Raw genomic sequence first — 20,882 nt, 5'->3', positions numbered from 1 at the left:
TCCGGCAATCCCCCAGGACTCATCGCGGCAGGTCGGACTGCCCCATCAGGAACTCGTCCACCGCCCGCGCCGCCTGGCGTCCTTCGCGGATGGCCCACACCACCAGGGACTGGCCGCGGCGCATGTCACCGGCCGCAAACACCTTGGGCACGTTGGTGACGTAACCACCGGTAAAGTCCGTCGAGGCCTTGGCGTTGCCACGGGCGTCCTTGTCGACACCGAAGGCGTCCAGCACGGTGGACACCGGGTTCACGAAGCCCATGGCCAGCAGCACCAGGTCGGCCTTGTATTCCTTTTCGGTGCCGGCCACCTCGACCATCTTCCCGTCCTTGAACTCCACGTTCACGGTCTTGAGGCCGGTGAGCTTGCCGTTCTTGCCGATGAACTCCTTGGTGGAGATGGCGAATTCGCGCGCGAGGATGCCTTTCTCGGCGCTCTCGTCGTGGCTGGAACTGGTGCGCAGCTTCAGCGGCCAGTAAGGCCACACCAGCGGCTTGTTCTCCTGCTCGGGCGGCTGCGGCATCACCTCGAACTGGGTCACGCTCACGGCGCCGTGGCGGGTGCTGGTGCCCACGCAGTCGGAGCCGGTGTCGCCGCCACCGATCACGATGACGTGCTTGCCGTCGGCGCGCAGCTGGTTCTTCAGCTTGTCGCCGGCGTTGACTTTGTTCTGCTGCGGCAGGAACTCCATCGCGAAGTGCACGCCGTCCAGGTCACGCCCCGGAACTGGCAGGTCACGGCTCTGCTCGGAACCGCCGGTCAGCAACACGGCGTCGAACTGGGCCTTGAGGTCTTCGGCGCTGATCATGGTCTTGGCGTCGTTGGTGACCTTGCTGCCCTCGGGCATGGTGCCGATCAGGGTACTGGTCTTGAACACCACGCCTTCGGCTTCCATCTGCGCGACACGACGGTCGATGTGCGACTTCTCCATCTTGAAGTCGGGGATGCCGTAGCGCAGCAGACCACCGATGCGGCTGTTCTTCTCGAACACCGTCACATCATGACCGGCGCGCGCCAGCTGCTGGGCCGCGGCCAAGCCGGCCGGTCCGGAACCCACCACCGCCACCTTCTTACCGGTCTTGTGCCGGGCCGGCTGCGGCTGGACCCAGCCGTTCTCCCAAGCCTTGTCGATGATCGCGTGCTCGATGGACTTGATGCCCACCGCGTCGCCATTCACGTTGATGGTGCAGGCCGCCTCGCAAGGCGCGGGACAGATGCGGCCGGTGAACTCGGGGAAGTTGTTGGTGCTGTGCAGCACGGTGATGGCGTTCTGCCAGTCGCCCTGGTACACGAGGTCGTTGAAGTCCGGAATGATGTTGTTGACCGGGCAACCGTTGTTGCAGAACGGCGTGCCGCAGTCCATGCAGCGCGCGCCCTGGATCTTGGCCTGGCTGTCGTCCAGCGCAACCACGAATTCCTTGTAGTGCTTCAGGCGTTCGGCAACGGGCTTGTAGCCCTCTTCCAGACGCTCATATTCCATGAAGCCGGTGACTTTTCCCATGATGTTGGTCCTGCGTGGGGTGGTTGCTTCTTACTTGGCGGGGGCCGTTTGCTTCTTGGCACTGCCCTGGGCCTTGCCGGTGGCGGCCACGGCCGCCTTCTTGGCGTTGATCTCGGCCAGGGCGCGCTTGTATTCGGTCGGGAAGACCTTCACGAACTTGGCGCGGGCTTCGGCCCAGTTGTCCAGCAGCTCGCGGGCACGCTTGCTGCCGGTCCAGCGGTTGTGATCCTGCAGCAGCTTCTTGAGCTGGGCTTCGTCGGTCTGGTCGCGGTGCCAGATCGCCTTGTCCGTAGTGGCTTCCTGTTCGGTGGCGGACAGCACCTTCTCCAGCGCGACCTGGGCGGTGTTGCAGCGCTGGGCGAACAGGCCGTCCTCGTCGTAGACGTAGGCGATGCCGCCGCTCATGCCGGCCGCGAAGTTGCGGCCTGTCTTGCCCAGCACCACCACGGTCCCGCCGGTCATGTACTCGCAACCGTGGTCGCCCGTGCCTTCGACTACCGCCGTGGCGCCCGAGAGGCGCACGGCGAAGCGCTCGCCTGCCACGCCGCTGAAGAAGGCTTCACCGGAGGTGGCGCCGTACATCACCGTGTTGCCGACGATGATGTTGCGGGTGGACTCGCCTCGGAAGTCGATGCTCGGACGCACCACCACACGGCCGCCCGACAGGCCCTTGCCGGTGTAGTCGTTGGCGTCGCCGATCAGGTACAGCGTGATGCCGTTGGTCAGGAACGCGCCGAAGGACTGACCGCCCGTGCCTTCGAGCTGGATGCGGATGGTGTCGTCCGGCAGACCCTCGGGGTGCACCTTGGTGACCGCACCCGAGAGCATGGCGCCCACGGAGCGGTTCACGTTGCGCGCCACCTCGATGAACTGGACCTTCTCGCCCTTCTCGATGGCGGCCTTGCTCTTGGCGATCAGCACGTTGTCGAGCGATTTTTCAAGACCATGGTCCTGCTTCTCGACATGCAGGCGCGGCACATCGGCCGGCACCGCCGGCGTGGCCAGCAGACGGCTGAAGTCCAGGCCGCGGGCCTTCCAGTGCTCGATGCCCTTCTTCATGTCCAGCAGATCGGCGCGGCCGATCAGCTCGTCGAACTTGCGGATGCCCAGCTGCGCCATGATCTGGCGCGCTTCTTCGGCGATGAAGAAGAAGTAGTTGACGACGTGCTCGGGCTTGCCCGAGAACTTCTTGCGCAGCTCCGGGTCCTGCGTGGCCACGCCCACCGGGCAGGTGTTCAGGTGGCACTTGCGCATCATGATGCAGCCCTCGACCACCAGCGGCGCGGTGGCGAAACCGAACTCGTCGGCGCCCAGCAGCGCGCCGATGACCACGTCGCGGCCGGTCTTCATCTGCCCGTCGGCCTGCACGCGAATGCGGCTGCGCAGGCGGTTGAGCACCAGGGTCTGCTGGGTTTCGGCCAGGCCGATTTCCCAGGGCGAACCGGCATGCTTGATCGACGACCAGGGCGAAGCGCCCGTGCCACCGTCGTGACCTGCGATCACCACGTGGTCGGCCTTGCACTTGGCCACGCCCGCGGCGATGGTGCCCACGCCCACTTCGGACACCAGCTTGACGCTGATGTCGCTGTGCGGCGCCACGTTCTTGAGGTCGTGGATCAGCTGGGCCAGGTCTTCAATCGAGTAGATGTCGTGGTGCGGCGGCGGGCTGATGAGGCCCACGCCCGGCACGCTGTGGCGCAGCTTGCCGATGTATTCCGACACCTTGCCGCCGGGCAGCTGGCCACCCTCGCCCGGCTTGGCACCCTGGGCCATCTTGATCTGGATCTGGTCAGCGCTGGCCAGGTACTCGGCCGTGACACCGAAGCGGCCCGAGGCGACCTGCTTGATCTTGGAACGCAGCGAGTCGCCGGCTTCGAGCGGGTAGTCCACCTCGAAGATGTTGCCCAGCAGGTCGGACATGGTCTGACCCTGCTTGATCGGGATGCCCTTGAGCTCGTTGCGGTAGCGCAGCGCGTCCTCGCCGCCTTCGCCGGTGTTGCTCTTGCCACCGATGCGGTTCATCGCCACGGCCAGCGTGGCGTGTGCTTCGGTGGAAATGGAACCCAGCGACATGGCGCCGGTGGCAAAGCGCTTGACGATCTCCTTGGCCGGCTCCACCTCGTCGATGGAGATGGCCTTGGACGGGTCGATCTTGAACTCGAACAGGCCGCGCAGCGTCATGTGGCGCCGGCTCTGGTCGTTGATGATCTGGGCGTATTCCTTGTACGTGTTCCAGTTGTTGGCGCGCGTGCTGTGCTGCAGCTTGGCAATCGCGTCGGGCGTCCACATGTGCTCTTCGCCACGGGCGCGCCAGGCGTACTCACCGCCGGTTTCCAGCATGCTGGCCAGCACCGGGTCGTCACCATACGCCGCCTTATGCATGCGGATGGCTTCTTCGGCGATCTCGAACACGCCAATGCCTTCCACGCGGCTGGCGGTGCCGGTGAAGTACTTGGACACGGTCTCGCTGTTCAGGCCGATGGCCTCGAACAGCTGGGCGCCGCAGTAGGACATGTAGGTCGACACGCCCATCTTGGACATGATCTTGGACAGCCCCTTGCCGATCGCCTTGATGTAGTTGTAGATCGCCTTCTCGGCGCTCAGCTCGCCCGGCAGGTCTGCGGCGATCGCCTGCAGGGTTTCCATGGCCAGGTAGGGGTGCACGGCTTCGGCGCCATAGCCCGCCAGCACGGCGAAGTGATGCACCTCGCGCGCGGTGCCGGTTTCGACCACCAGACCGGCGGTCGTGCGCAGGCCTTCGCGCACCAGGTGCTGGTGCACGGCCGACAGCGCCAGCAGCGCCGGCACGGCCACCTGGGTGCGGCTCACGCCACGGTCGCTGATGATCAGGATGTTCTTGCCACCCTTGATCGCGTCCACGGCTTCGGCACACAGCGAGGCCAGCTTGGCTTCCACGCCTTCCTTGCCCCAGCTGACCGGGTAGGTGATGTCCAGCGTGGCGCTCTTGAACTTGCCCTGCGTCACCGACTCGATGTTGCGCAGCTTGGCCATGTCGGCAGCGTCCAGCACCGGCTGGCTCACCTCCAGCCGCATCGGCGGGTTGACCTGGTTGATGTCCAGCAGGTTGGGCTTGGGACCGACGAAGGACACCAGCGACATCACGATCGCTTCGCGGATCGGGTCGATGGGCGGGTTCGTCACCTGGGCGAACAGCTGCTTGAAGTAGTTGTACAGCGGCTTGTTCTTGCCCGAGAGCACGGCCAGCGGACTGTCGTTGCCCATGGAGCCGATGCCCTCTTCGCCGTTGGCGGCCATGGGGCTGAGCAGGAACTTGATGTCTTCCTGCGTGAAGCCGAAGGCCTGCTGCTGGTCCAGCAGCTCGGGCGACACGCGCTCGGCGCCCGTGGACTGGGGCTCGGTTTTGGTGATCGGCAGTTCGACGGCATCTTCGCCGGCCACCGGATGCTCCACATCGTCCAGGCGGATGCGCAGGTTCTCGATCCACTGCTTGTAGGGCTTGCTGTTGGCGAGGTTGGCCTTCAGCTCCTCGTCGTCGATCATGCGCCCCTGCTCCAGGTCGATCAGGAACATCTTGCCGGGCTGCAGGCGCCACTTGCGCACGATCTTGTTTTCCGGGATCGGCAGCACGCCCGACTCGGACCCCATGATCACCAGATCGTCGTCGGTGATGCAGTAACGCGAGGGGCGCAGGCCGTTGCGGTCCAGCGTGGCGCCGATCTGGCGGCCGTCTGTGAACACGATGGAGGCCGGGCCATCCCAGGGCTCCAGCATCGCCGCGTGGTACTCGTAGAACGCGCGGCGGCGCGGGTCCATCATGGTGTGCTGTTCCCAGGGCTCGGGAATCATCATCATCACGGCCTGGCTGATGGGGTAGCCAGCCATGGTCAGCAGTTCGAGGCAGTTGTCGAACGTGGCGGTGTCGGACTGGCTGGCGAAGCTGATCGGGTAGAGCTTCTGCAGGTCGGCGCCCAGCACGGGCGAGGACATCACGCCTTCGCGCGCCTTCATCCAGTTGTAGTTGCCCTTGACGGTGTTGATCTCGCCGTTGTGCGCCACATAGCGGTAGGGGTGCGACAGCGGCCACTCGGGGAAGGTGTTGGTAGAGAAGCGCTGGTGCACAAGACCCAGGGCGGAAACGCAGCGCGGGTCCTGCAGGTCCAGGAAGTAGGTGCCCACCTGGTCGGCCAGCAGCAGGCCCTTGTAGACCACGGTGCGGCTGCTCATGCTGGGCACGTAATACTCTTTGCTGTGCTTGAGCTTGAGCGCCTGGATGTGGGCGCTGGCGGTCTTGCGGATCACGTACAGCTTGCGCTCCAGCGCGTCCTGCACGATCACGTCGTTGCCGCGACCGATGAAGACCTGCCGCATGATCGGCTCTTTCTCGCGCACCGTCGGGGACATCGGCATGTCCTTGTTGACCGGCACGTCGCGCCAGCCCAGCAGCACCTGGCCCTCGGCCTTGATGGCGCGCTCCATTTCCTGTTCGCAGGCCAGGCGGCTGGCGTGCTCCTTGGGCAGGAAGATCATGCCCACACCGTATTCGCCAGCGGGCGGCAGGGTCACACCCTGCTTGGCCATCTCCTCGCGGTACAGCGCGTCCGGCAGCTGGATCAGGATGCCGGCGCCGTCGCCCATCAGCTTGTCGGCGCCGACGGCACCGCGGTGATCGATGTTCTCCAGGATCTTGAGCGCCTGGGTCACGATGTCGTGGCGCTTTTCGCCCTTGATGTGGGCCACGAAACCGACGCCGCAGGCATCGTGCTCGTTGGCCGGGTCGTACAGACCCTGTTGCTGGAACTGCTGTTGTTCGGCTGCCGTGGTCATGGCGCTTCCTTTTCTGGACAAGGGCTTGGCAAAAATGCGCGGGACGCGAAGCTTAATGCACTGCAACATCGGTGCCAAGGAAAATAATTAGGGTCAGATTCTTATAAATTCTAATCAAAGCACTCAAACAATAAATAAGGGTCAGATTAATTTCAGCAAAACAACGCTGATTCCAAAGGATTTTTTCTGAACGCCATCAGGGCGGAGTCTTTTTGGGTCGCCCGGCACGTGCAGGAATCAGCCGACGATCGGTGTCCTTGCTAAGCGAGGCGAGATAGTCCGGGTCACCCAGCGCCCAGCCATGCCACAGCGAGTTGGCGATGGCGCCCATCTGTTGCGCATTCAGTCCGGCACGCACCAAATCGGCGTATGCGGCTTCGCGCGCAAACGGCGTGTTGCCCAGTGCCCAGTACATCGCATGGGGCGTGATGTGGCGGTCCTGCGCCTGGCCCGCGTGGTGGCGGTGACTGGACCAGAGATAGGACTGCGCATCGGCGCACAGCCCCTCCCGCACCGGGTCCAGATCAATGAAGACCATGCAGGACAGCAGGTGGCGCTCCGCCTGGATCAGTGTGGACCGGTAGCGCCCTTCCCACAACGTGCCGCTGCGGCCGTGGCGCCGGTTGAAGCAGCGCACATAGTCCCGGCCCACGCCCTGCATCAGGCGGGGCACGCCGTCGGCGGTCGAGGGCGTGCACAGCAGCTGGAAGTGGTCCGGCATCAGCACATAGGCGTGCACCGCCACCTTCAGCTGTTCGGCCCGAGCCCAGAGCAGGTCCAGCAGGGTGTCGCGGTCGGTGTCGTCCAGCACGATGGCCTGCCGGTTGTTGCCACGGTGCATCACGTGATGGACCTGACCGGGCAGGGTCAGGCGGGCCAGTCGAGCCAAGGCAGTCTCCGTTGAAATCTGTCCCCGATTATGTCCCCGAGGTGTTCAACCGCCTCACAGGAACTGGCTGGGCTCTCCCACAATCAGGCGCGCCAGTTCGTCCAGCCGGGCCGGGTTCACCTGGCCCACCGGCAGTTCGGTCGTCACAACCTCCATGCCGCCGACGCAGGCCAGCCGGAACCTCAGCAGCGCGGCGTCGTGGTCGGCTGTGACCATCACGCTCGCCCGCGCCGCCATGTCGAACTCGAAGACGATGGCCAGAAGGGCATTGGACTCTGGGTGCCGCTGCTCAACGCGCTCATGCACCACATGGCCCGCAGCCAGGCGCTTCTGCACCCGCTCCAGGTCCGGCGGGAAGTTCACACTCACCCGGCCCCGCCGCACCTCGCCCTCGCGGGGGCCCAGCTTCCAGCCCAGCGCCAGGTAGTCGAACACCTCGCGGTCGCGCAGGCGCTTCTTCCGGGCATCGAAACGGAAGTCGTGTTGCCGCATATCGGGCCAGAGATGCTTGTGATCGAGCCCCAGCCGCTGCGCCGGCGGCTGGATGACGCTCAACTGGCGGGCGAGTTCGGACAGGTAGTTCCAGACCACCTGACAGGCCGCTTCCGTCGCCGCCGTGCGGGCTTCCAGCCCGTGCTGCTGCTCGCCCTGCTCGGCCTGCCGGGCCTGCGCCTGTCGTTTGAGCTGCTGGAGATAGCTCATGGGATGCGTTCCGTCCTGTTGGTCCTGCCCTGGGCTGCCGTCGCGAGCGCCCTCGTCGGCGGCAGTGTATCGCCCCTCAATTGGCCGGGGTTCCAGGCCGTACAGTCCACTCCCGCTGCAGCCGCACCGCCAACAGCAGGCCCAGCAGAGAGCACGCCCCCGTCAGCACCCAGGTCCAGTGCCAGCCACCGACACGCGTCACCCACCAGGCCACTGCAGGCGGGCCGATGAACTGACCCAAAGCGGAGAACTGCTGCATCCAGCCGACGGTGGTGGAGACCGTATCCCGGCCCGGGGCCAGCACCACGGCCACGCCAAAGAGCGTGCCCGGGATCAGCCCACCGACCGCCGAAAACAGCAGCACGGCCAGGTACTGCAGCACCGGGTAACCAACAGCACCAAACGCAACCACCGCTCCCGCCGCCATCGCCCCGTACCCCAGCGCCACCAGCACCCCGGGCCGCGCCCCCCTGGCCAGCCACCGCCCGGCGGCCACATTGCCCACCATGTTCACCGCTGCGGCCAGTGCGCTCAGCACCGCCACGTTGGCAGCCCCCAGGCCCGCCTGCACATAGATCGTGGGCAGGAAGCCCACCACCGCCAGCCACTGGCCCGAATACAGAAGAAAGCCCAGCGCCACCAGCCAGGGCCCTGGCGCGCGCAAGGTTCGCTTCAATCGCGGCCAGAGGGACGAAGAAGTGGCCGGTCCGGCATCGCCGGCGACTGTTGCCGGCACCCGCAGCGCCAACCAGGCCGCCGCCGCCAGACTGCACAGCGCCAGCAGCCACCAGGTGGCGCGCCAGCCCGACCAGGCCATCAGCGGCACCCCCAGCAACAGCGCCAGCGCGGTGCCCATCGGCATGTAGGTGCCCCACCAGCCCAGCGCACGGGACAGACGCACCGGGTCGCGCAGGTGCAGCCTCAGCAGGCCTGGCGCCGGCAACACCGTCAGAAGGAATCCGGCACCCTCCACCACCCGGAACACCAGCAACCGGTTCACGTCGAGCGCCAGTGCGCCCCCTGCACTGCCTGCGGCCAGCACACACAGCCCCACAAGCATCACCCGGCGCGGGCCCAGCCGATCGGCCAGCAGGCCGACGAGCAACCCTAGCGAGAGGCCTGCCAGTTGCACCAGCGACAGCAGAAAACCGGCCTGCACCAGGTTCAGCGCCAGCTCGGCCTGGAGGTGCGGGATTGCCACCGGCAACTTGCCCACGTGCAGCGCGGAGCACACGCCCACACCGACCACCACCAGGGCCAGGCCCTGGCCATCGGTGGAGCGCGGGGGGGCTGACGGATGGTTCATGGACACTCAGGGAAACAGCACACGGCCACTGAGACGCTGGTGTTCGCGGATGGCAAAGCGGTCCGTCATGCCGGCGATGTAGTCGGCCACCGCCCGCGCAGGCTGGCGCGCCTTGAGCGGTGAATGCGGCCATTCGTCCAGGCGCTCGAGGTACATCGAAAACAGCTCGGTCACCACCTGGGCCGCCCGCTCCGTGGTGTCCATCACCTGGGGATGGCGGTAGAGGTTGCGCAACAGGAAGTGCTTGAGCTTCTGCGATTCGGCTTTCATCTCGTCGGAGAAACCCACCAGCGGACGCGCCTGCGCGCGCACCTGATCGATGGTCTCCACCCCCGAGGCCGCGATGCGTGCCCGTGTCGTGTCGATCACGTCGTAGACCTGGTCGCTGAGCATCAGCCGGATCGACTCGAACAGCAGCCGACGCCCCCCCAGGTCGGGGTGTGCGCTCAGGGCCTGGCGGAGGTAGCGGTCGAACAGGGGCACCTCGGAGATCTGTTCCAGCGTCAGCAGCCCGGAACGCACGCCATCGTCGATGTCGTGGGCGTTGTAGGCAATCTCGTCGGCCAGGTTGCAAAGCTGCGCCTCCAGCGACGGGCAGCCGCCCGACACAAACCGCTGGGCCACGCCACCCGGTTCGGCTTTCAGCAGGCGTTCCGCATGCATTCTTGAACAGTGCTTGAGGATGCCCTCCCGGGTCTCGAAGGTCAGGTTCAAGCCATCAAATGCCGGGTAGCGCTCTTCCAGCGCATCGACCACCCGCAGGCTCTGCAGGTTGTGCTCGAAGCCCCGGTCCACCTCGTCGGTCAATGGCTCATTCGGGCGCGCGGCTTTCATCGACGCGTTGAGCGCATCCTGGCCGGCATGGCCGAAGGGCGTGTGGCCCAGATCGTGGGCCAGGGCAACCGCCTCGACCAGGTCTTCGTTCAGACCCAGCGTGCGGGCGATGCTGCGCCCCAACTGCGCCACCTCCAGGGAATGCGTCAGACGGGTGCGGAACAGATCGCCTTCGTGGTTCAGGAAGACCTGCGTCTTGTAGACGAGGCGCCGGAACGCGGTGGAGTGAATGATCCGGTCGCGGTCGCGCTGGAACACTGAGCGTGTGGGCGCCTCTGGCTCGGCAAAACGGCGGCCTCGGCTGCTCGCCGGATCGGCCGCGTAGGACGCCAGCAGCATCCGTCCAGGCATTGGCGGAATGACCATCCGGGGCGTCAGCACGAAGACCAGGACCTCACGCGACGCAGCTTTCGGCAATCACCTCGCCCACCACCGCATCGGGCGCCCCCTGCATCAGGGCCTTCCCGCCTCCGTCCACCAGCACGAACCGGATCTCGCCCGCCTCGGACTTTTTGTCCAGTCGCATCAAAGAGAGGTAGCGCGCCACGTTGTCACCTTCGTCCAGCACAGGCGCGCGAACCGGCAATCCGGCCGCCTCAACCACCGCCTTGATGCGCTCGACAAACGCGTTGTCGACCAGCCCCATGCGCGCGGACAGCCGGGTGGCCATCACCATGCCACAGCCCACCGCCTCACCATGCAACCAGGCGCCGTACCCCATGCCCGCCTCGATCGCATGGCCGAAGGTATGGCCGAAGTTCAGGATCGCCCTCAAGCCCGACTCGCGTTCGTCCTGGCCCACCACCTCCGCCTTGATCTGGCAACTGCGCTTGACGGCATGCGCCATGGCCCGGGGATCCCGCGCGCGCAGCGCCCCCATGTTGCGTTCGATCCAGTCCAGAAACGCCATGTCGGCGATCGGCCCGTACTTGATCACCTCGGCCAACCCCGCGCTGAGCTCGCGCTCCGGCAAGGTATCGAGTGTTGCCAGATCGCACAGCACCCGCTGAGGCTGGTAGAAGGCACCTATCATGTTCTTGCCCAGCGGGTGGTTGATCGCCGTCTTGCCCCCCACTGATGAGTCCACCTGCGCCAACAGCGTGGTGGGCACCTGAACAAAGGGCACGCCTCTCATGAACGCAGCAGCGGCAAAGCCGGTCATGTCACCCACCACGCCGCCCCCAAGGGCAAACAGCACGGTCTTTCGGTCACACGCCGCACCCAGCAAGGCATCGAAGATCCGGTTCAGCGTCTCCCAAGTCTTGAAAGCCTCGCCGTCCGGCAACACCACATGCAACACGGTGCGGTAGTGCGGTGCCAGCGAACTCCTGAGGCGCTCCAGGTAGAGGGGCGCCACGGTGTCGTTCGTCACGATCATGGCAACGGATGCCGACGGCAATCCCGAGAAGGCGTCGGCCCGATCAAGCAAGCCTGCCGCGATGTCGATGCAATAGCTGCGTTCGCCCAGGTCGATGATCACCTGTTCGCCGCCAACGGGGGAAAGATCTCTGCGCATGGCCCAAGTGTAGGGCCAGGAATTGCCCGCCCGAAAGACAGGCGAAGTCAAACCGGGCCGGGCCCACCTCGCGTGGCAGCTCCAGGCGCCAGCTCCAGTTGCATGACGATCATGTTCACCAGCGTGGCCACCGAAGGCCGGCCCGTGTCGATGACGTAGTGCGCAGCCTCCCGGTACAGGGGGTCGCGCGCTGAATACAGGTCCTTGAGCCGCTGAAGGGGATCGGCTACCTGCAGCAACGGCCGGTTGCGGTCATGGCGCAAACGCCGAAAAACCTCTTCTGGCGAAGACCGAAGGTAAACCACCTGGCAACGGTCATGAAGCCGCTGCCGGTTGGCTGGGCGCAACACTGCCCCCCCACCCGTGGAGAGCACACGGCCCTGCCCTTGGGACAACTCATCAATCACCGACTCTTCGATGTCCCTGAACCGGTCTTCACCCTCGCGCTCGAAGAACTCTCGAATCGAACATCCCAAGCGATGCTCAATCACATGATCGGAGTCCGAAAAAGACAGAGAAAGCCGGCGCGCCAGTTGCCGGCCGATGGTCGACTTGCCGGAGCCAGGCAAACCGATCAGTGCGATGGAGGACAAGTGATCAACTCATGAAAGACATAAGCGCCCGCCACCGCGGGAGGACAGCAAGCGAATTCAGGTGCCGATCAATTGACAAGAAACCCCAACTGTCCGGGCACAGGCTCGGAGCGTTACTCAGTGGTCGGGGTTTCCGTATCTTCCGGCTCTTCCGATTCCACCGTGATTTCCACCACCGTGGTGCGCGAGTGGTAGTCCAGCACAGTGATGATAAACGGATCGCCACAACGCCCGCGAAGCCAGACATTGAACTTGGGATCCTTACCGGTCGCCTCAGTTTTATCCACTGTCAATGCATCAGGCACAGCGTTGACAATGCGGAAGGGAGCCTGCCCCCCGATGATGGTAAACACATAAGGACCACTTCCATTGAGTCCAGTGCAATTGTTCTTTCCCACCGCCACGGTGGACACCTTCCACTCACTCGGCGAAACGGAAAACTCTGTCGAGTCTCCAGCAATGTCCCCACCTCCACCGCAAGATGCCAACGCGATTGCCACCGCAAGACTTCCCGCAACTCGCGCCGTTTGTTTCAGCATGCGTAACTCCTAAATCCAGTCAGTTCAGCGGCGCGCCATGGCGCCTTCAGTGATCGAACGCGGCGTAATGAAGATCAGCAACTCCTGCTTACGCGACGACTTGTTCTTGTTCTTGAACAGGTTTCCAACAATCGGCAGATCTCCGAACAGGGGAACCTTGGCGACGTCTTCCGTTTCCTCTTCCGTAAAAATGCCACCAATCACCACGGTACCTCCGTTCTCCACCAGCACCTGTGTCTGCACATGTTTGGTGTTGATGGCAATGCCGGCAGCCGTCGTTTCGCCACGGCTGTCTTTGTTGATATCCACATCAAGAATGATGTTGCCTTCCGGGGTGATCTGGGGAGTTACCTCTAGCTTGAGATTGGCCTTGCGGAAAGCCACCGCAGTAGCACCGCTGGATGTGGCGGTCTGGTAGGGGAATTCAGTTCCCTGCTCAATCAGCGCCTTCACCTGATCGGCAGTCACAACACGCGGGCTGGAGACGATCTTGCCTCTGCCATCCGCCTCAAGTGCCGAGATTTCGAGGTTGAGGAATCGATTGGCAGCCGAACTGAACAGCGACACCGCGAAAGCAGCAGGCAGGAAGCCCCCTGCACCCGTCGATGGCAGATTGACAAAGCTTGTATTGACGGTATCCAGGGTATTTTCTGACTCCACAGTGGTGCTGGAAACCGCGTTATAGCTGCCACCAATGGCCACTCTGTTGGGCCCGCTGACAGGATACCCCGCCTCACCTCCACGGACACCACGCAAGTCGCTGCCCCCCAGCCGCACGCCCAGCGACCGGCCAAAACGGTCGTCGGCTTCCACAATGCGCGCCTCGATCAACACTTGGCGAACAGGGATATCCAGTTTGGCGATCAGTTGCTGAACTTGCTCAAGCTTGGAAGGAATATCCGTCACGAATAACTGATTCGTTCGAGGCTCAGCGATGACACTTCCTCGCGGGGAAAGGATGCGGGCACTGGCTCCACCAGCAGCACCAGCACCGGTGATTTGCCCGGCAATGTCACTGGCTTTGGCGTAATTCATCTGGAAACCCTGCGTGCGCAAAGTTTCCAAACTCTCGACAGATGCTTTGGACTCAAGCTCCTGCTTCTCACGCGCGGCAATTTCATCCTTCGGTGCAATCCAGAGCACGTTCCCGCTCTTGCGCATTCCCAGACCCTTGGCTTGGAGAATGATGTCCAAAGCCTGATCCCAAGGCACATCTTTGAGACGCAAGGTCACGGCACCAGAAACGGAGTCGGACGTCACCACGTTGAAGTTGGTGAAATCGGCGATCACCTGCAACAGAGAACGAACCTCGATGTTTTGGAAGTTCAGAGACAACTTTTCCCCGTTGTAACCCGGCCCCTGAGTCAGCTTGGACGGATCCAGTTTCTGTTCCCGAATTTCCAGCACAAACTGGTTGTCACTCTGATAAGCGGAGTGCTCCCACAGCCCCGTGGGGGTCACCAGCATGCGCACCCTATCGCCCACCTGGCTCGTCACAACCGACTGAACCGGGGTGCCAAAATCGGTCACATCCAGTTTCCTCCGCAATCCTTCCGGAAGTGTGGTCTTTAGGAAATCGACCACCAGATCTTTGCCCTGTTGCCGGATATCCACGCCGGTTTGATTGTTTGCAAGCTCAACCACCACCCGACCGGAGTTGCCCACTCCACGACGAAAGTCGATGTCCTTGAGCGCCGCGGGATCCACGTTCCCTGACGGGGCAAATGCCGCCGCAGGAGCCGCCTGCGCCACTGAAGTAGGCGAAGCGGACGATGAACCATCCAGAACCAGCAACAATGTCTTACCATCCAGCTTGGCTTGGTATGTCGATGGCTGTTTGAGATTGATGACTACCCTGGTCCGGTCTCCCGCTTGCACAACATTGGCAGAGCGGATGTTACCTTGGCCGATATCCAGTGCACTGCGTCCGATCCCATTGACGACACCTGGGAAATCCAGCGCGATCCGCGCCGGGGACTGAATCGTGAACCCCGAGGGAACCGCGCTCAGCGGTTCAGCGGTTTCAATGCGAATCACTTCAGCACCCGACTGAACACTGCCTGTCAGCGACTGAATGGAGTTTTGCGCAAAAGCAAAAGTGCAGGCTAGCAAAGAGCCAGCAAACAATGACAAACCACGCAGAACGATCTGACGCCCACCAAGCAACTCTACCTGATGCATTTTTTTCATTTGGTCGATTCCTCTTGTAACTGCAATGCCGCAGGTCGCTCAATCCACTCGCCGGCCGCGTCCTGCACGATTTCGCGCAAAACGATCTGGTTCTCTTCAATCTTCAGGATGCGTCCGTAGTTTTGACCCAGATAACTCCCCGGAGTTACCTGATACAACAGAGCACCGACCTTCAAAAGCCCCACAAGTTGACCGCTTCGATTCAAGCTGCCGACCATCTTCATGGTATCAAGAGGAAACGCCTCAAGCGGCTGCTTCCTCCGGTTGAGTTCCGGCTCAATAAGAGCGGATTGCCCAGAAGGCAATGCCTGCCCGCTTTTCAGGATACTGGCGAGTTTTTCATTGCTGAAAGGCTCAACAAAGCGCTCACCACCATAAGCGTACGGCTCAAATTTGGTCGGCTCGGGAATCGGCTTGACATCTGGCTTTATGGAATTTCGTTCACGCTGCATCCATGCACTCAACTCCTCCTGATCAGAGTCAGCACAGCCCGCAACTCCCAATGTCAACGCCAAAATCAAGCACCCTCCGGCGAAGTATCTAATATTCATTTGGCCGCCCCAGTCGCCTTCTTACCCGCAGGCTTCTTCCCCGGGGTCGCTTTTTGTTGCATAGCGACTTCCTCCGGATCAAGGTACCTGAAAGTCTTGGCTACACAGTCCAGAGTCAAAAAGCCATCCCTGTCTTTCACTGGAACAATCGCCAAGTTGTTCAGTGTCACGATGCGGGACAAATTGGCAATATCCGCTGCAAAGAGTCCGATGTCGTGATAACCACCAGTGACCCTGACAGTGATCGGTAACTCTGCGTAGTACTCCTTGACAGAAACCTGGCCGGGGCGGAACAGCTCAAACTGAAGACTTCGTCCCAAACCCGCCTGGTTGATATCGGACAGCAGCGCATCCATTTCGGCCTTGCTCGGAAGCTGTTTCTCCAGTTGCGCAACATATTGCTGCACCTGCTCAAGCTGCTTCTTCAATGCATCCAGATTGACGGCCTGTACCAGCTTCTTTCGATAGTCATCACGAAGCGTCTGTTCGCGGGCCTGTTCGGTCAGAAGCTCTTCATCAACCGTCTTGAGCCAAGTAAACCAGAGCGCGACAATGACCGCCACACAAACCACAATGAAGAGCAGATTCCTCGGCAGCGCTGGCCATTGAGACGGATCGTTGGGATCCAAGCCAGAGAACTGAGCACGCAGCTTTTCCTGGACCGATTTGAGGTCAAGCGAGATTTTGGAGGGTTTTGCCATTTTGGAGAACCCTTCAGACTTTGCTCGAGGCAGCAGAACGCGCGGCCGGTTTGGACGGTTTCACCACAGTCGATTCAGGCGCCTTGGAGGTACTGGACGGGCGATTCAGCATGGCGCGGATGGTGAAATTGGACACCCTGCGCTGCTCTTTGCTGGATACAGAGGCATTGGCCGCAACGATTTCAACAAGCTCCGGCTTGATCAACCATTTGGTCTTGGTTGAAAGACTTCGGAGGAAATCGGATACCCGCTCCTGTGATTGCGCCGTCCCCGTCAGCAATACACTCTGACTCTCTTGCTTCATGCTTCGCAAATAAATGCCATCAGGCAACTCGCCAACCAACTCTTCCAGCAGATGAACCGGCATGTTACGGTCCGCTTGAAGATCTTCAACTGCTGTCTGTCGGGCGCGAAGCGAGGCGATCTGGGCTTGCAAAGTCGCAATATCCTTGATTTCCGCGTCAAGGCGTGCGGTTTCCTGCTTCAAAAATGAGTTACGAGCCTGCTGATCGGCAATGCGTCCCTGGTACCAAGTGTACACAGCCCCACAAATGATGCCCCCAAGCAGAGCAGACAAGCCCAATTGGGTGAAAAACTGCTCTTTCCGCCGCTTCCGTGTTGCTTCACGGTGCGGTAGCAAGTTGATGAGAATCATTGATGAAACCTCCGCAAGGCCAGACCGGTGGAGGTGAGATAGGAGGGAGCCTCCCTGGCGATCTTTCTTGCTTGGACCGAGGACGCCATTTCCATGCCATCAAACGGATTTATCACCATGCACGCAAAGGAGGTCTGATGGGTAACTGCTTCGGTCAATCCGGGCAGTGCGGCGCTTCCACCAGCCAGCAGGATGTGATCAACCTTGTTGTGCGGCGTGCTGGTAAAGAAAAACTGGAGTGCCCTGCCAACCTCCTGGGCCATGCTCTCAATAAACGGCTCCAAAACGGCAGATCGGTAGTCGTCCGGCAAATCCCCCGAGCGCTTTTTCGCCTCCGCCTCGTCAGCAGAAAACCCGTACTGCCGAACGATCAGCTGCGTCAGCTGTGCACCACCAAATGCCTGGTCCCGCTCGTACAGAACATCATCATTGCGCATCACCTGCATGCTCGTGGTCATCGCTCCCACTTCAAACAACGCCACCAGCGAGTCGACGCCTTGATTGGGAAGTGTCTCGATCACGCGCCCCGCGGCCATTCGAGAGGCAAAGGGTTCCACATCCATGATCACCGGCTTCAGCCCCGCTGCTTCAGCGAGACCTTGGCGATCAGACACCTTTTCCTTGCGAGATGCAGCAATCAGCACCTCGGCATCCCCAACGGAATTGGCACTAGGACCAATCACACAGAAGTCCAAGCTCACTTCGTCAAGTGAAAACGGAATGTACTGGTTGGCTTCGGACTCAACCTGCGCCTCCAGTTCCTTGTCCGACAGGCCTCCAGGAAGAACAATCTTCTTGGTGATGACGGCCGATGCCGGCAAAGCCATGGCGACGTTTTTTGTCTTGCTGCCGCTCTTGCGAACCACCCGACGAACCGCCTCCGCCACCTCGTCAAATTTCTCGATGTTGCCATCGGTGATCCAACCCCGCTCAAGCGGCTCGATGGCACACCGCTCCAGAACCAGATCTCCCGAGCGGTTGCGGCCCAGTTCAACCAGCTTGACGCTCGACGAGCTCACATCAATGCCCAGCAGCGGCGCCGGATCCCGGCTGAAAAACGACCCCAATGAGATCAAGGTGGCCCCCAGAAATGGTGGCGCCAGAGGGCGCCGGACTTAAGAAATCACTTCAATGCTAGCAGCAAGCCCTTTGTGCAGCAAAGAATTTACATGTTTGGCACAAACAGAAACGTTGTCAAAAGCATACGCAAAAAGACAGGGGCAGACCGGGCAACACCCCCCCAGGACCGCGGCAAGCCCTGACCGCCGACAATATGGGGCCAGTGTTCCGGGTCGTCACTCAGGGGCCTGAGTTTTGATGTCCCACCCCAGCTTTCAACCCCACGCATGGCCCAAGAAACCGACGCATCACGACCAGAACATCCGACCGGTGCGCCCCTCGTGCTTCGATGGATTGGCACGGCGCTGGCCACCCTCGCGGGGCTTGCGGTCGCTTCAACGCTGGCATTGCTGATGGGCGTCGGATTGGCGCTGGCGGTGGCCTATCCCAATCTCCCGGACGTGGCCGACCTGGCCGACTACCGCCCGAAGTTGCCGCTGCGCGTGCTCACCGCCGATGGCCAGCTGATCGGGGAGTTCGGAGAGGAGCGTCGCAATCTGCTGTCCATCAAGGACATTCCGGATGTTATGAAGAACGCGGTGCTGGCCATCGAAGACTCCCGGTTTTTCGAGCACAGCGGGGTTGACTACCGAGGCATGCTCAGGGCAGCTCTTGCCAATCTGGGACAGGCCAAAAGCCAAGGCGCTTCCACCATCACGATGCAGGTGGCCCGCAACGTCTACCTCTCGGCAGAAAAAAGCTACACCCGCAAGATCTACGAGGTGTTGCTGACGTTCAAGTTGGAGCACCTGCTGACCAAGGAGCAGATCCTCGAGATCTACATGAACCAAATTTTCTTGGGCCAGCGCGCTTACGGGTTTTCCACCGCCGCGCAAACCTATTTCGGCAAGCAGCTCAAGGATGTCACCATTGCCGAAGCGGCCATGCTGGCTGGCCTGCCCAAGGCACCATCTGCCTACAACCCGATCAGCAATCCGAAGCGGGCCCGCACCCGGCAGCTCTACATCATTGACCGGATGCTGGAAAACGGCTTCATCACGGCCGACGAGGCGCAGCAGGCCAAGGCTGAGGAGCTCAAGCTTCGCCCGATGCACGTCCAGCTGAAGGTCCATGCCGAATACGTGGCCGAGATGGTCCGCCAGGCCATGGTGCAGCAATACGGGGAAGAGGCCTATACCCGAGGTCTGGTGGTCACTACCAGCCTGAAGGCCAACGAACAGGAGGCGGCCTATCGGGCATTGCGCCAGGGCATCCTGGACTACGAGCGTCGCCAGGCGTACCGGGGCCCAGAACAGTTCATCAACCTTCCCGAAGACAAAGCCGCGCAGGCGGATGCAATCGACGATGCTCTCAACGAGCGCCCTGACAACGATGACCTGCTGTCAGCCGTGGTGCTGTCCGCCAGTCCGCGCAAGGTGGTGGCCATCCGGCAGGACGGTGACCCCTTTGAAATCACGGGAGAGGGTTTGCGCCCCGCCGCGTCGGGCCTGAGCGAGCGCGCCGCGCCGAATATCCGTATCCGACCCGGGGCGGTCATTCGAGTGGTCAAGGGGTCGAACAACTCCTGGCGGATTTCCCAGTTGCCCGAAGTCGAGTCTGCGTTTGTGGCGCTGGACCCTCGCAACGGAGCGATTCGGGCCTTGGTGGGTGGCTTCGATTTCCAGAAAAACAAGTTCAACCACGTGACACAGGCCTGGCGCCAACCGGGCTCCAGCTTCAAGCCATTCGTGTATTCGGCGGCCCTGGAGAAGGGGGTGACGCCAGCGACCGTCGTGAACGACGCACCGCTGTTCTATTCCGCAGCCGAGACCGGCGGCAAACCCTGGGAACCCAAGAACTACGACGGTCAGTTTGAAGGACCGATGTCGGTCCGGCGTGCGCTGGCACGCTCCAAGAACATGGTGTCCATCCGTGTGCTGCAGCTCGTGGGCACACAAAGCGCCCAGGAATGGGTGACCCGCTTTGGCTTCGAGGCCGACAAGCACCCGCCGTATCTCACCATGGCCCTGGGAGCCGGAGCCGTCACCCCCATGCAGATGGCAGCCGGATACGCCGTGTTCGCCAATGGCGGCTATCGGGTGACGCCCTCGCTGATCACCAAGGTGGTCGAGCACAAGGGGCGGGTGCTGTACGAAAGCCAACCCGAGGCTCCGGCCGAATCCCAGCGAGCCATCGAGCCGCGCAACGCCTTTGTCATGAGTAATCTGCTGCAGGAGATCACCCGCTCGGGCACGGCAGCGCGTGCTCAGGCGGTGCTCAAGCGCCCCGACCTGTATGGAAAGACTGGCACCACCAACGATTCGATGGATGCCTGGTTCGTCGGCTACCAGCCAACCGTGGTGGCGGCCGCCTGGGTCGGCTACGACACGCCACGCAACCTTGGCAGCCGCGAAACCGGTGGTGGCCTCAGCCTGCCAATCTGGATTTCCTACATGTCAGAGGCACTCAAGGGTGTGCCGGTGGCTGAGGTGGAAGCCCCTCCCGGGGTGATTCACGTTGGCAACGAGTGGTACTACGAAGAATACGGACCAGGCCGTGGCGTGCGCGGATTGGGATTGAACGATCCCTGGCCAGGATCGCCGTCGGCCGGAGACCCCGCTTCCGGCGATCAGGACACCGGAGATGCCGGCAAGCCGCCCGCGGAAGGGGAGGACCGGCGCAGCATCCTGGACCTGTTCAGGAACTGAAGCTCAGCGGTTGCCCCGCCTGTTCGCTGGCGCAGCGCGACAGGTGGTCGAAGAACTCGCCATGTCCTTTGGTGTCCATCCACTGGGCCCCATCCCACCGGTAGTGGAAGCCGCCCGCGCGCGCCGCCATCCAGACTTCATGCAGCGGCTTCTGCAGGTTGATGATGATCTGGCTGCGGTTGGAAAACGTGAGTGTGACCATGCCGCCCACCCGCTGGTTGTCCAGATCGGCATCGCTCTCATCGTTGATGCGGTCACAGCCGCGCTCCACAGCCTTGAGGAGCGCTTCGGCCAGGTCCATGTACTCGGAATCGGTCATTACAATGCCACCA

Annotated in this window: 16 protein-coding genes; 1 reads left to right on the top strand and 15 read right to left on the bottom strand. The window is 62.3% G+C overall.

The annotated features are described in order from the left end of the window. Window positions 1–19 precede the first annotated feature (19 nt). The 14 genes from HPS01S_RS06600 to HPS01S_RS06535 all read right to left on the bottom strand — a co-directional run bounded on the left by HPS01S_RS06600 (window position 20) and on the right by HPS01S_RS06535 (window position 17,859). Window positions 20–1,501 (bottom strand): glutamate synthase subunit beta, encoded by a 1,482-nt coding sequence (locus HPS01S_RS06600; protein ID WP_066152811.1) that lies wholly within the window; start codon window positions 1,499–1,501, stop codon window positions 20–22. A 30-nt stretch (window positions 1,502–1,531) separates the two neighbouring features. Then, complete coding sequence (locus HPS01S_RS06595; RefSeq protein ID WP_066152808.1) at window positions 1,532–6,307, bottom strand: glutamate synthase-related protein; 4,776 nt, start codon at window positions 6,305–6,307, stop codon at window positions 1,532–1,534. A 196-nt stretch (window positions 6,308–6,503) separates the two neighbouring features. After that, window positions 6,504–7,196 carry a transposase gene (locus tag HPS01S_RS06590; RefSeq protein WP_066152804.1) on the bottom strand — a complete coding sequence of 231 codons (693 nt, stop codon included), beginning with the start codon at window positions 7,194–7,196 and terminating at the stop codon, window positions 6,504–6,506. A gap of 54 nt (window positions 7,197–7,250) precedes the next feature. Then, window positions 7,251–7,898: a hypothetical protein gene (locus tag HPS01S_RS06585; protein WP_066152801.1), complete on the bottom strand. Its 648-nt coding sequence runs from the start codon at window positions 7,896–7,898 to the stop codon at window positions 7,251–7,253. 76 nt (window positions 7,899–7,974) lie between these two features. Further along, window positions 7,975–9,204 (bottom strand): MFS transporter, encoded by a 1,230-nt coding sequence (locus HPS01S_RS06580; protein ID WP_066152798.1) that lies wholly within the window; start codon window positions 9,202–9,204, stop codon window positions 7,975–7,977. A gap of 6 nt (window positions 9,205–9,210) precedes the next feature. Then, a complete protein-coding gene (locus HPS01S_RS06575; RefSeq protein ID WP_066152795.1) occupies window positions 9,211–10,377 on the bottom strand; it encodes a deoxyguanosinetriphosphate triphosphohydrolase in 1,167 nt (388 codons plus the stop codon). Window positions 10,378–10,432: 55 nt separating this feature from the next. Next, window positions 10,433–11,554, bottom strand: a complete 1,122-nt coding sequence (aroB, locus tag HPS01S_RS06570) for a 3-dehydroquinate synthase (protein WP_066152792.1) — start codon at window positions 11,552–11,554, stop codon at window positions 10,433–10,435. 47 nt (window positions 11,555–11,601) lie between these two features. Further along, window positions 11,602–12,147 (bottom strand): shikimate kinase, encoded by a 546-nt coding sequence (locus HPS01S_RS06565; protein ID WP_066152789.1) that lies wholly within the window; start codon window positions 12,145–12,147, stop codon window positions 11,602–11,604. A gap of 113 nt (window positions 12,148–12,260) precedes the next feature. After that, complete coding sequence (locus HPS01S_RS21740; protein ID WP_133157619.1) at window positions 12,261–12,686, bottom strand: hypothetical protein; 426 nt, start codon at window positions 12,684–12,686, stop codon at window positions 12,261–12,263. A gap of 24 nt (window positions 12,687–12,710) precedes the next feature. Next, complete coding sequence (locus HPS01S_RS06555; protein WP_066153410.1) at window positions 12,711–14,867, bottom strand: type IV pilus secretin PilQ; 2,157 nt, start codon at window positions 14,865–14,867, stop codon at window positions 12,711–12,713. 5 nt (window positions 14,868–14,872) lie between these two features. Further along, entirely contained in the window at window positions 14,873–15,427 is a 555-nt protein-coding gene (locus HPS01S_RS06550; RefSeq protein ID WP_066152784.1) for a pilus assembly protein PilP, read from the bottom strand. After that, window positions 15,424–16,128, bottom strand: a complete 705-nt coding sequence (locus HPS01S_RS06545) for a type IV pilus inner membrane component PilO (RefSeq protein ID WP_066152781.1) — start codon at window positions 16,126–16,128, stop codon at window positions 15,424–15,426. The genes HPS01S_RS06550 and HPS01S_RS06545 overlap by 4 nt, the downstream gene beginning before the upstream one ends. A gap of 13 nt (window positions 16,129–16,141) precedes the next feature. After that, on the bottom strand, window positions 16,142–16,783 hold the full coding sequence (locus tag HPS01S_RS06540) for a PilN domain-containing protein (RefSeq protein ID WP_066152778.1): 642 nt from the start codon (window positions 16,781–16,783) through the stop codon (window positions 16,142–16,144). Then, window positions 16,780–17,859 (bottom strand): pilus assembly protein PilM, encoded by a 1,080-nt coding sequence (locus HPS01S_RS06535; RefSeq protein WP_066152775.1) that lies wholly within the window; start codon window positions 17,857–17,859, stop codon window positions 16,780–16,782. Before HPS01S_RS06535 ends, HPS01S_RS06540 begins: the two co-directional genes overlap by 4 nt. 270 nt (window positions 17,860–18,129) lie before the next feature. On the opposite strand from HPS01S_RS06535, the gene HPS01S_RS06530 reads away from it, so the two are divergent. Then, on the top strand, window positions 18,130–20,550 hold the full coding sequence (locus tag HPS01S_RS06530; RefSeq protein WP_066152772.1) for a penicillin-binding protein 1A: 2,421 nt from the start codon (window positions 18,130–18,132) through the stop codon (window positions 20,548–20,550). On the opposite strand, the gene cyaY is transcribed toward HPS01S_RS06530, so the two are convergent. After that, window positions 20,540–20,869 (bottom strand): iron donor protein CyaY, encoded by a 330-nt coding sequence (gene cyaY / locus HPS01S_RS06525; protein ID WP_066152769.1) that lies wholly within the window; start codon window positions 20,867–20,869, stop codon window positions 20,540–20,542. The genes HPS01S_RS06530 and cyaY overlap by 11 nt on opposite strands. Between the last annotated feature and the right edge of the window lie 13 nt (window positions 20,870–20,882).

This window comes from Hydrogenophaga pseudoflava NBRC 102511 (genome assembly GCF_001592285.1).
GTDB lineage: Bacteria > Pseudomonadota > Gammaproteobacteria > Burkholderiales > Burkholderiaceae_C > Hydrogenophaga > Hydrogenophaga pseudoflava.
Note: the sequence above shows the minus strand (reverse complement) of the source record. Positions and strands in the feature narration are given on the sequence as shown.

Bases quoted from the DNA above. Each gene is read 5' to 3' on its own strand.
- HPS01S_RS06600 (WP_066152811.1), bottom strand. From the start codon at position 1,501: ATGGGAAAAGTCACCGGCTTCATGGAATATGAGCGTCTGGAAGAGGGC.
- HPS01S_RS06595 (WP_066152808.1), bottom strand. From the start codon at position 6,307: ATGACCACGGCAGCCGAACAACAGCAGTTCCAGCAACAGGGTCTGTAC.
- HPS01S_RS06585 (WP_066152801.1), bottom strand. From the start codon at position 7,898: ATGAGCTATCTCCAGCAGCTCAAACGACAGGCGCAGGCCCGGCAGGCC.
- HPS01S_RS06580 (WP_066152798.1), bottom strand. From the start codon at position 9,204: ATGAACCATCCGTCAGCCCCCCCGCGCTCCACCGATGGCCAGGGCCTG.
- HPS01S_RS06575 (WP_066152795.1), bottom strand. From the start codon at position 10,377: ATGCTGCTGGCGTCCTACGCGGCCGATCCGGCGAGCAGCCGAGGCCGC.
- aroB (WP_066152792.1), bottom strand. From the start codon at position 11,554: ATGCGCAGAGATCTTTCCCCCGTTGGCGGCGAACAGGTGATCATCGAC.
- HPS01S_RS21740 (WP_133157619.1), bottom strand. From the start codon at position 12,686: ATGCTGAAACAAACGGCGCGAGTTGCGGGAAGTCTTGCGGTGGCAATC.
- HPS01S_RS06555 (WP_066153410.1), bottom strand. From the start codon at position 14,867: ATGCATCAGGTAGAGTTGCTTGGTGGGCGTCAGATCGTTCTGCGTGGT.
- HPS01S_RS06550 (WP_066152784.1), bottom strand. From the start codon at position 15,427: ATGAATATTAGATACTTCGCCGGAGGGTGCTTGATTTTGGCGTTGACA.
- HPS01S_RS06545 (WP_066152781.1), bottom strand. From the start codon at position 16,128: ATGGCAAAACCCTCCAAAATCTCGCTTGACCTCAAATCGGTCCAGGAA.
- HPS01S_RS06540 (WP_066152778.1), bottom strand. From the start codon at position 16,783: ATGATTCTCATCAACTTGCTACCGCACCGTGAAGCAACACGGAAGCGG.
- HPS01S_RS06530 (WP_066152772.1), top strand. From the start codon at position 18,130: ATGGCCCAAGAAACCGACGCATCACGACCAGAACATCCGACCGGTGCG.
- cyaY (WP_066152769.1), bottom strand. From the start codon at position 20,869: ATGACCGATTCCGAGTACATGGACCTGGCCGAAGCGCTCCTCAAGGCT.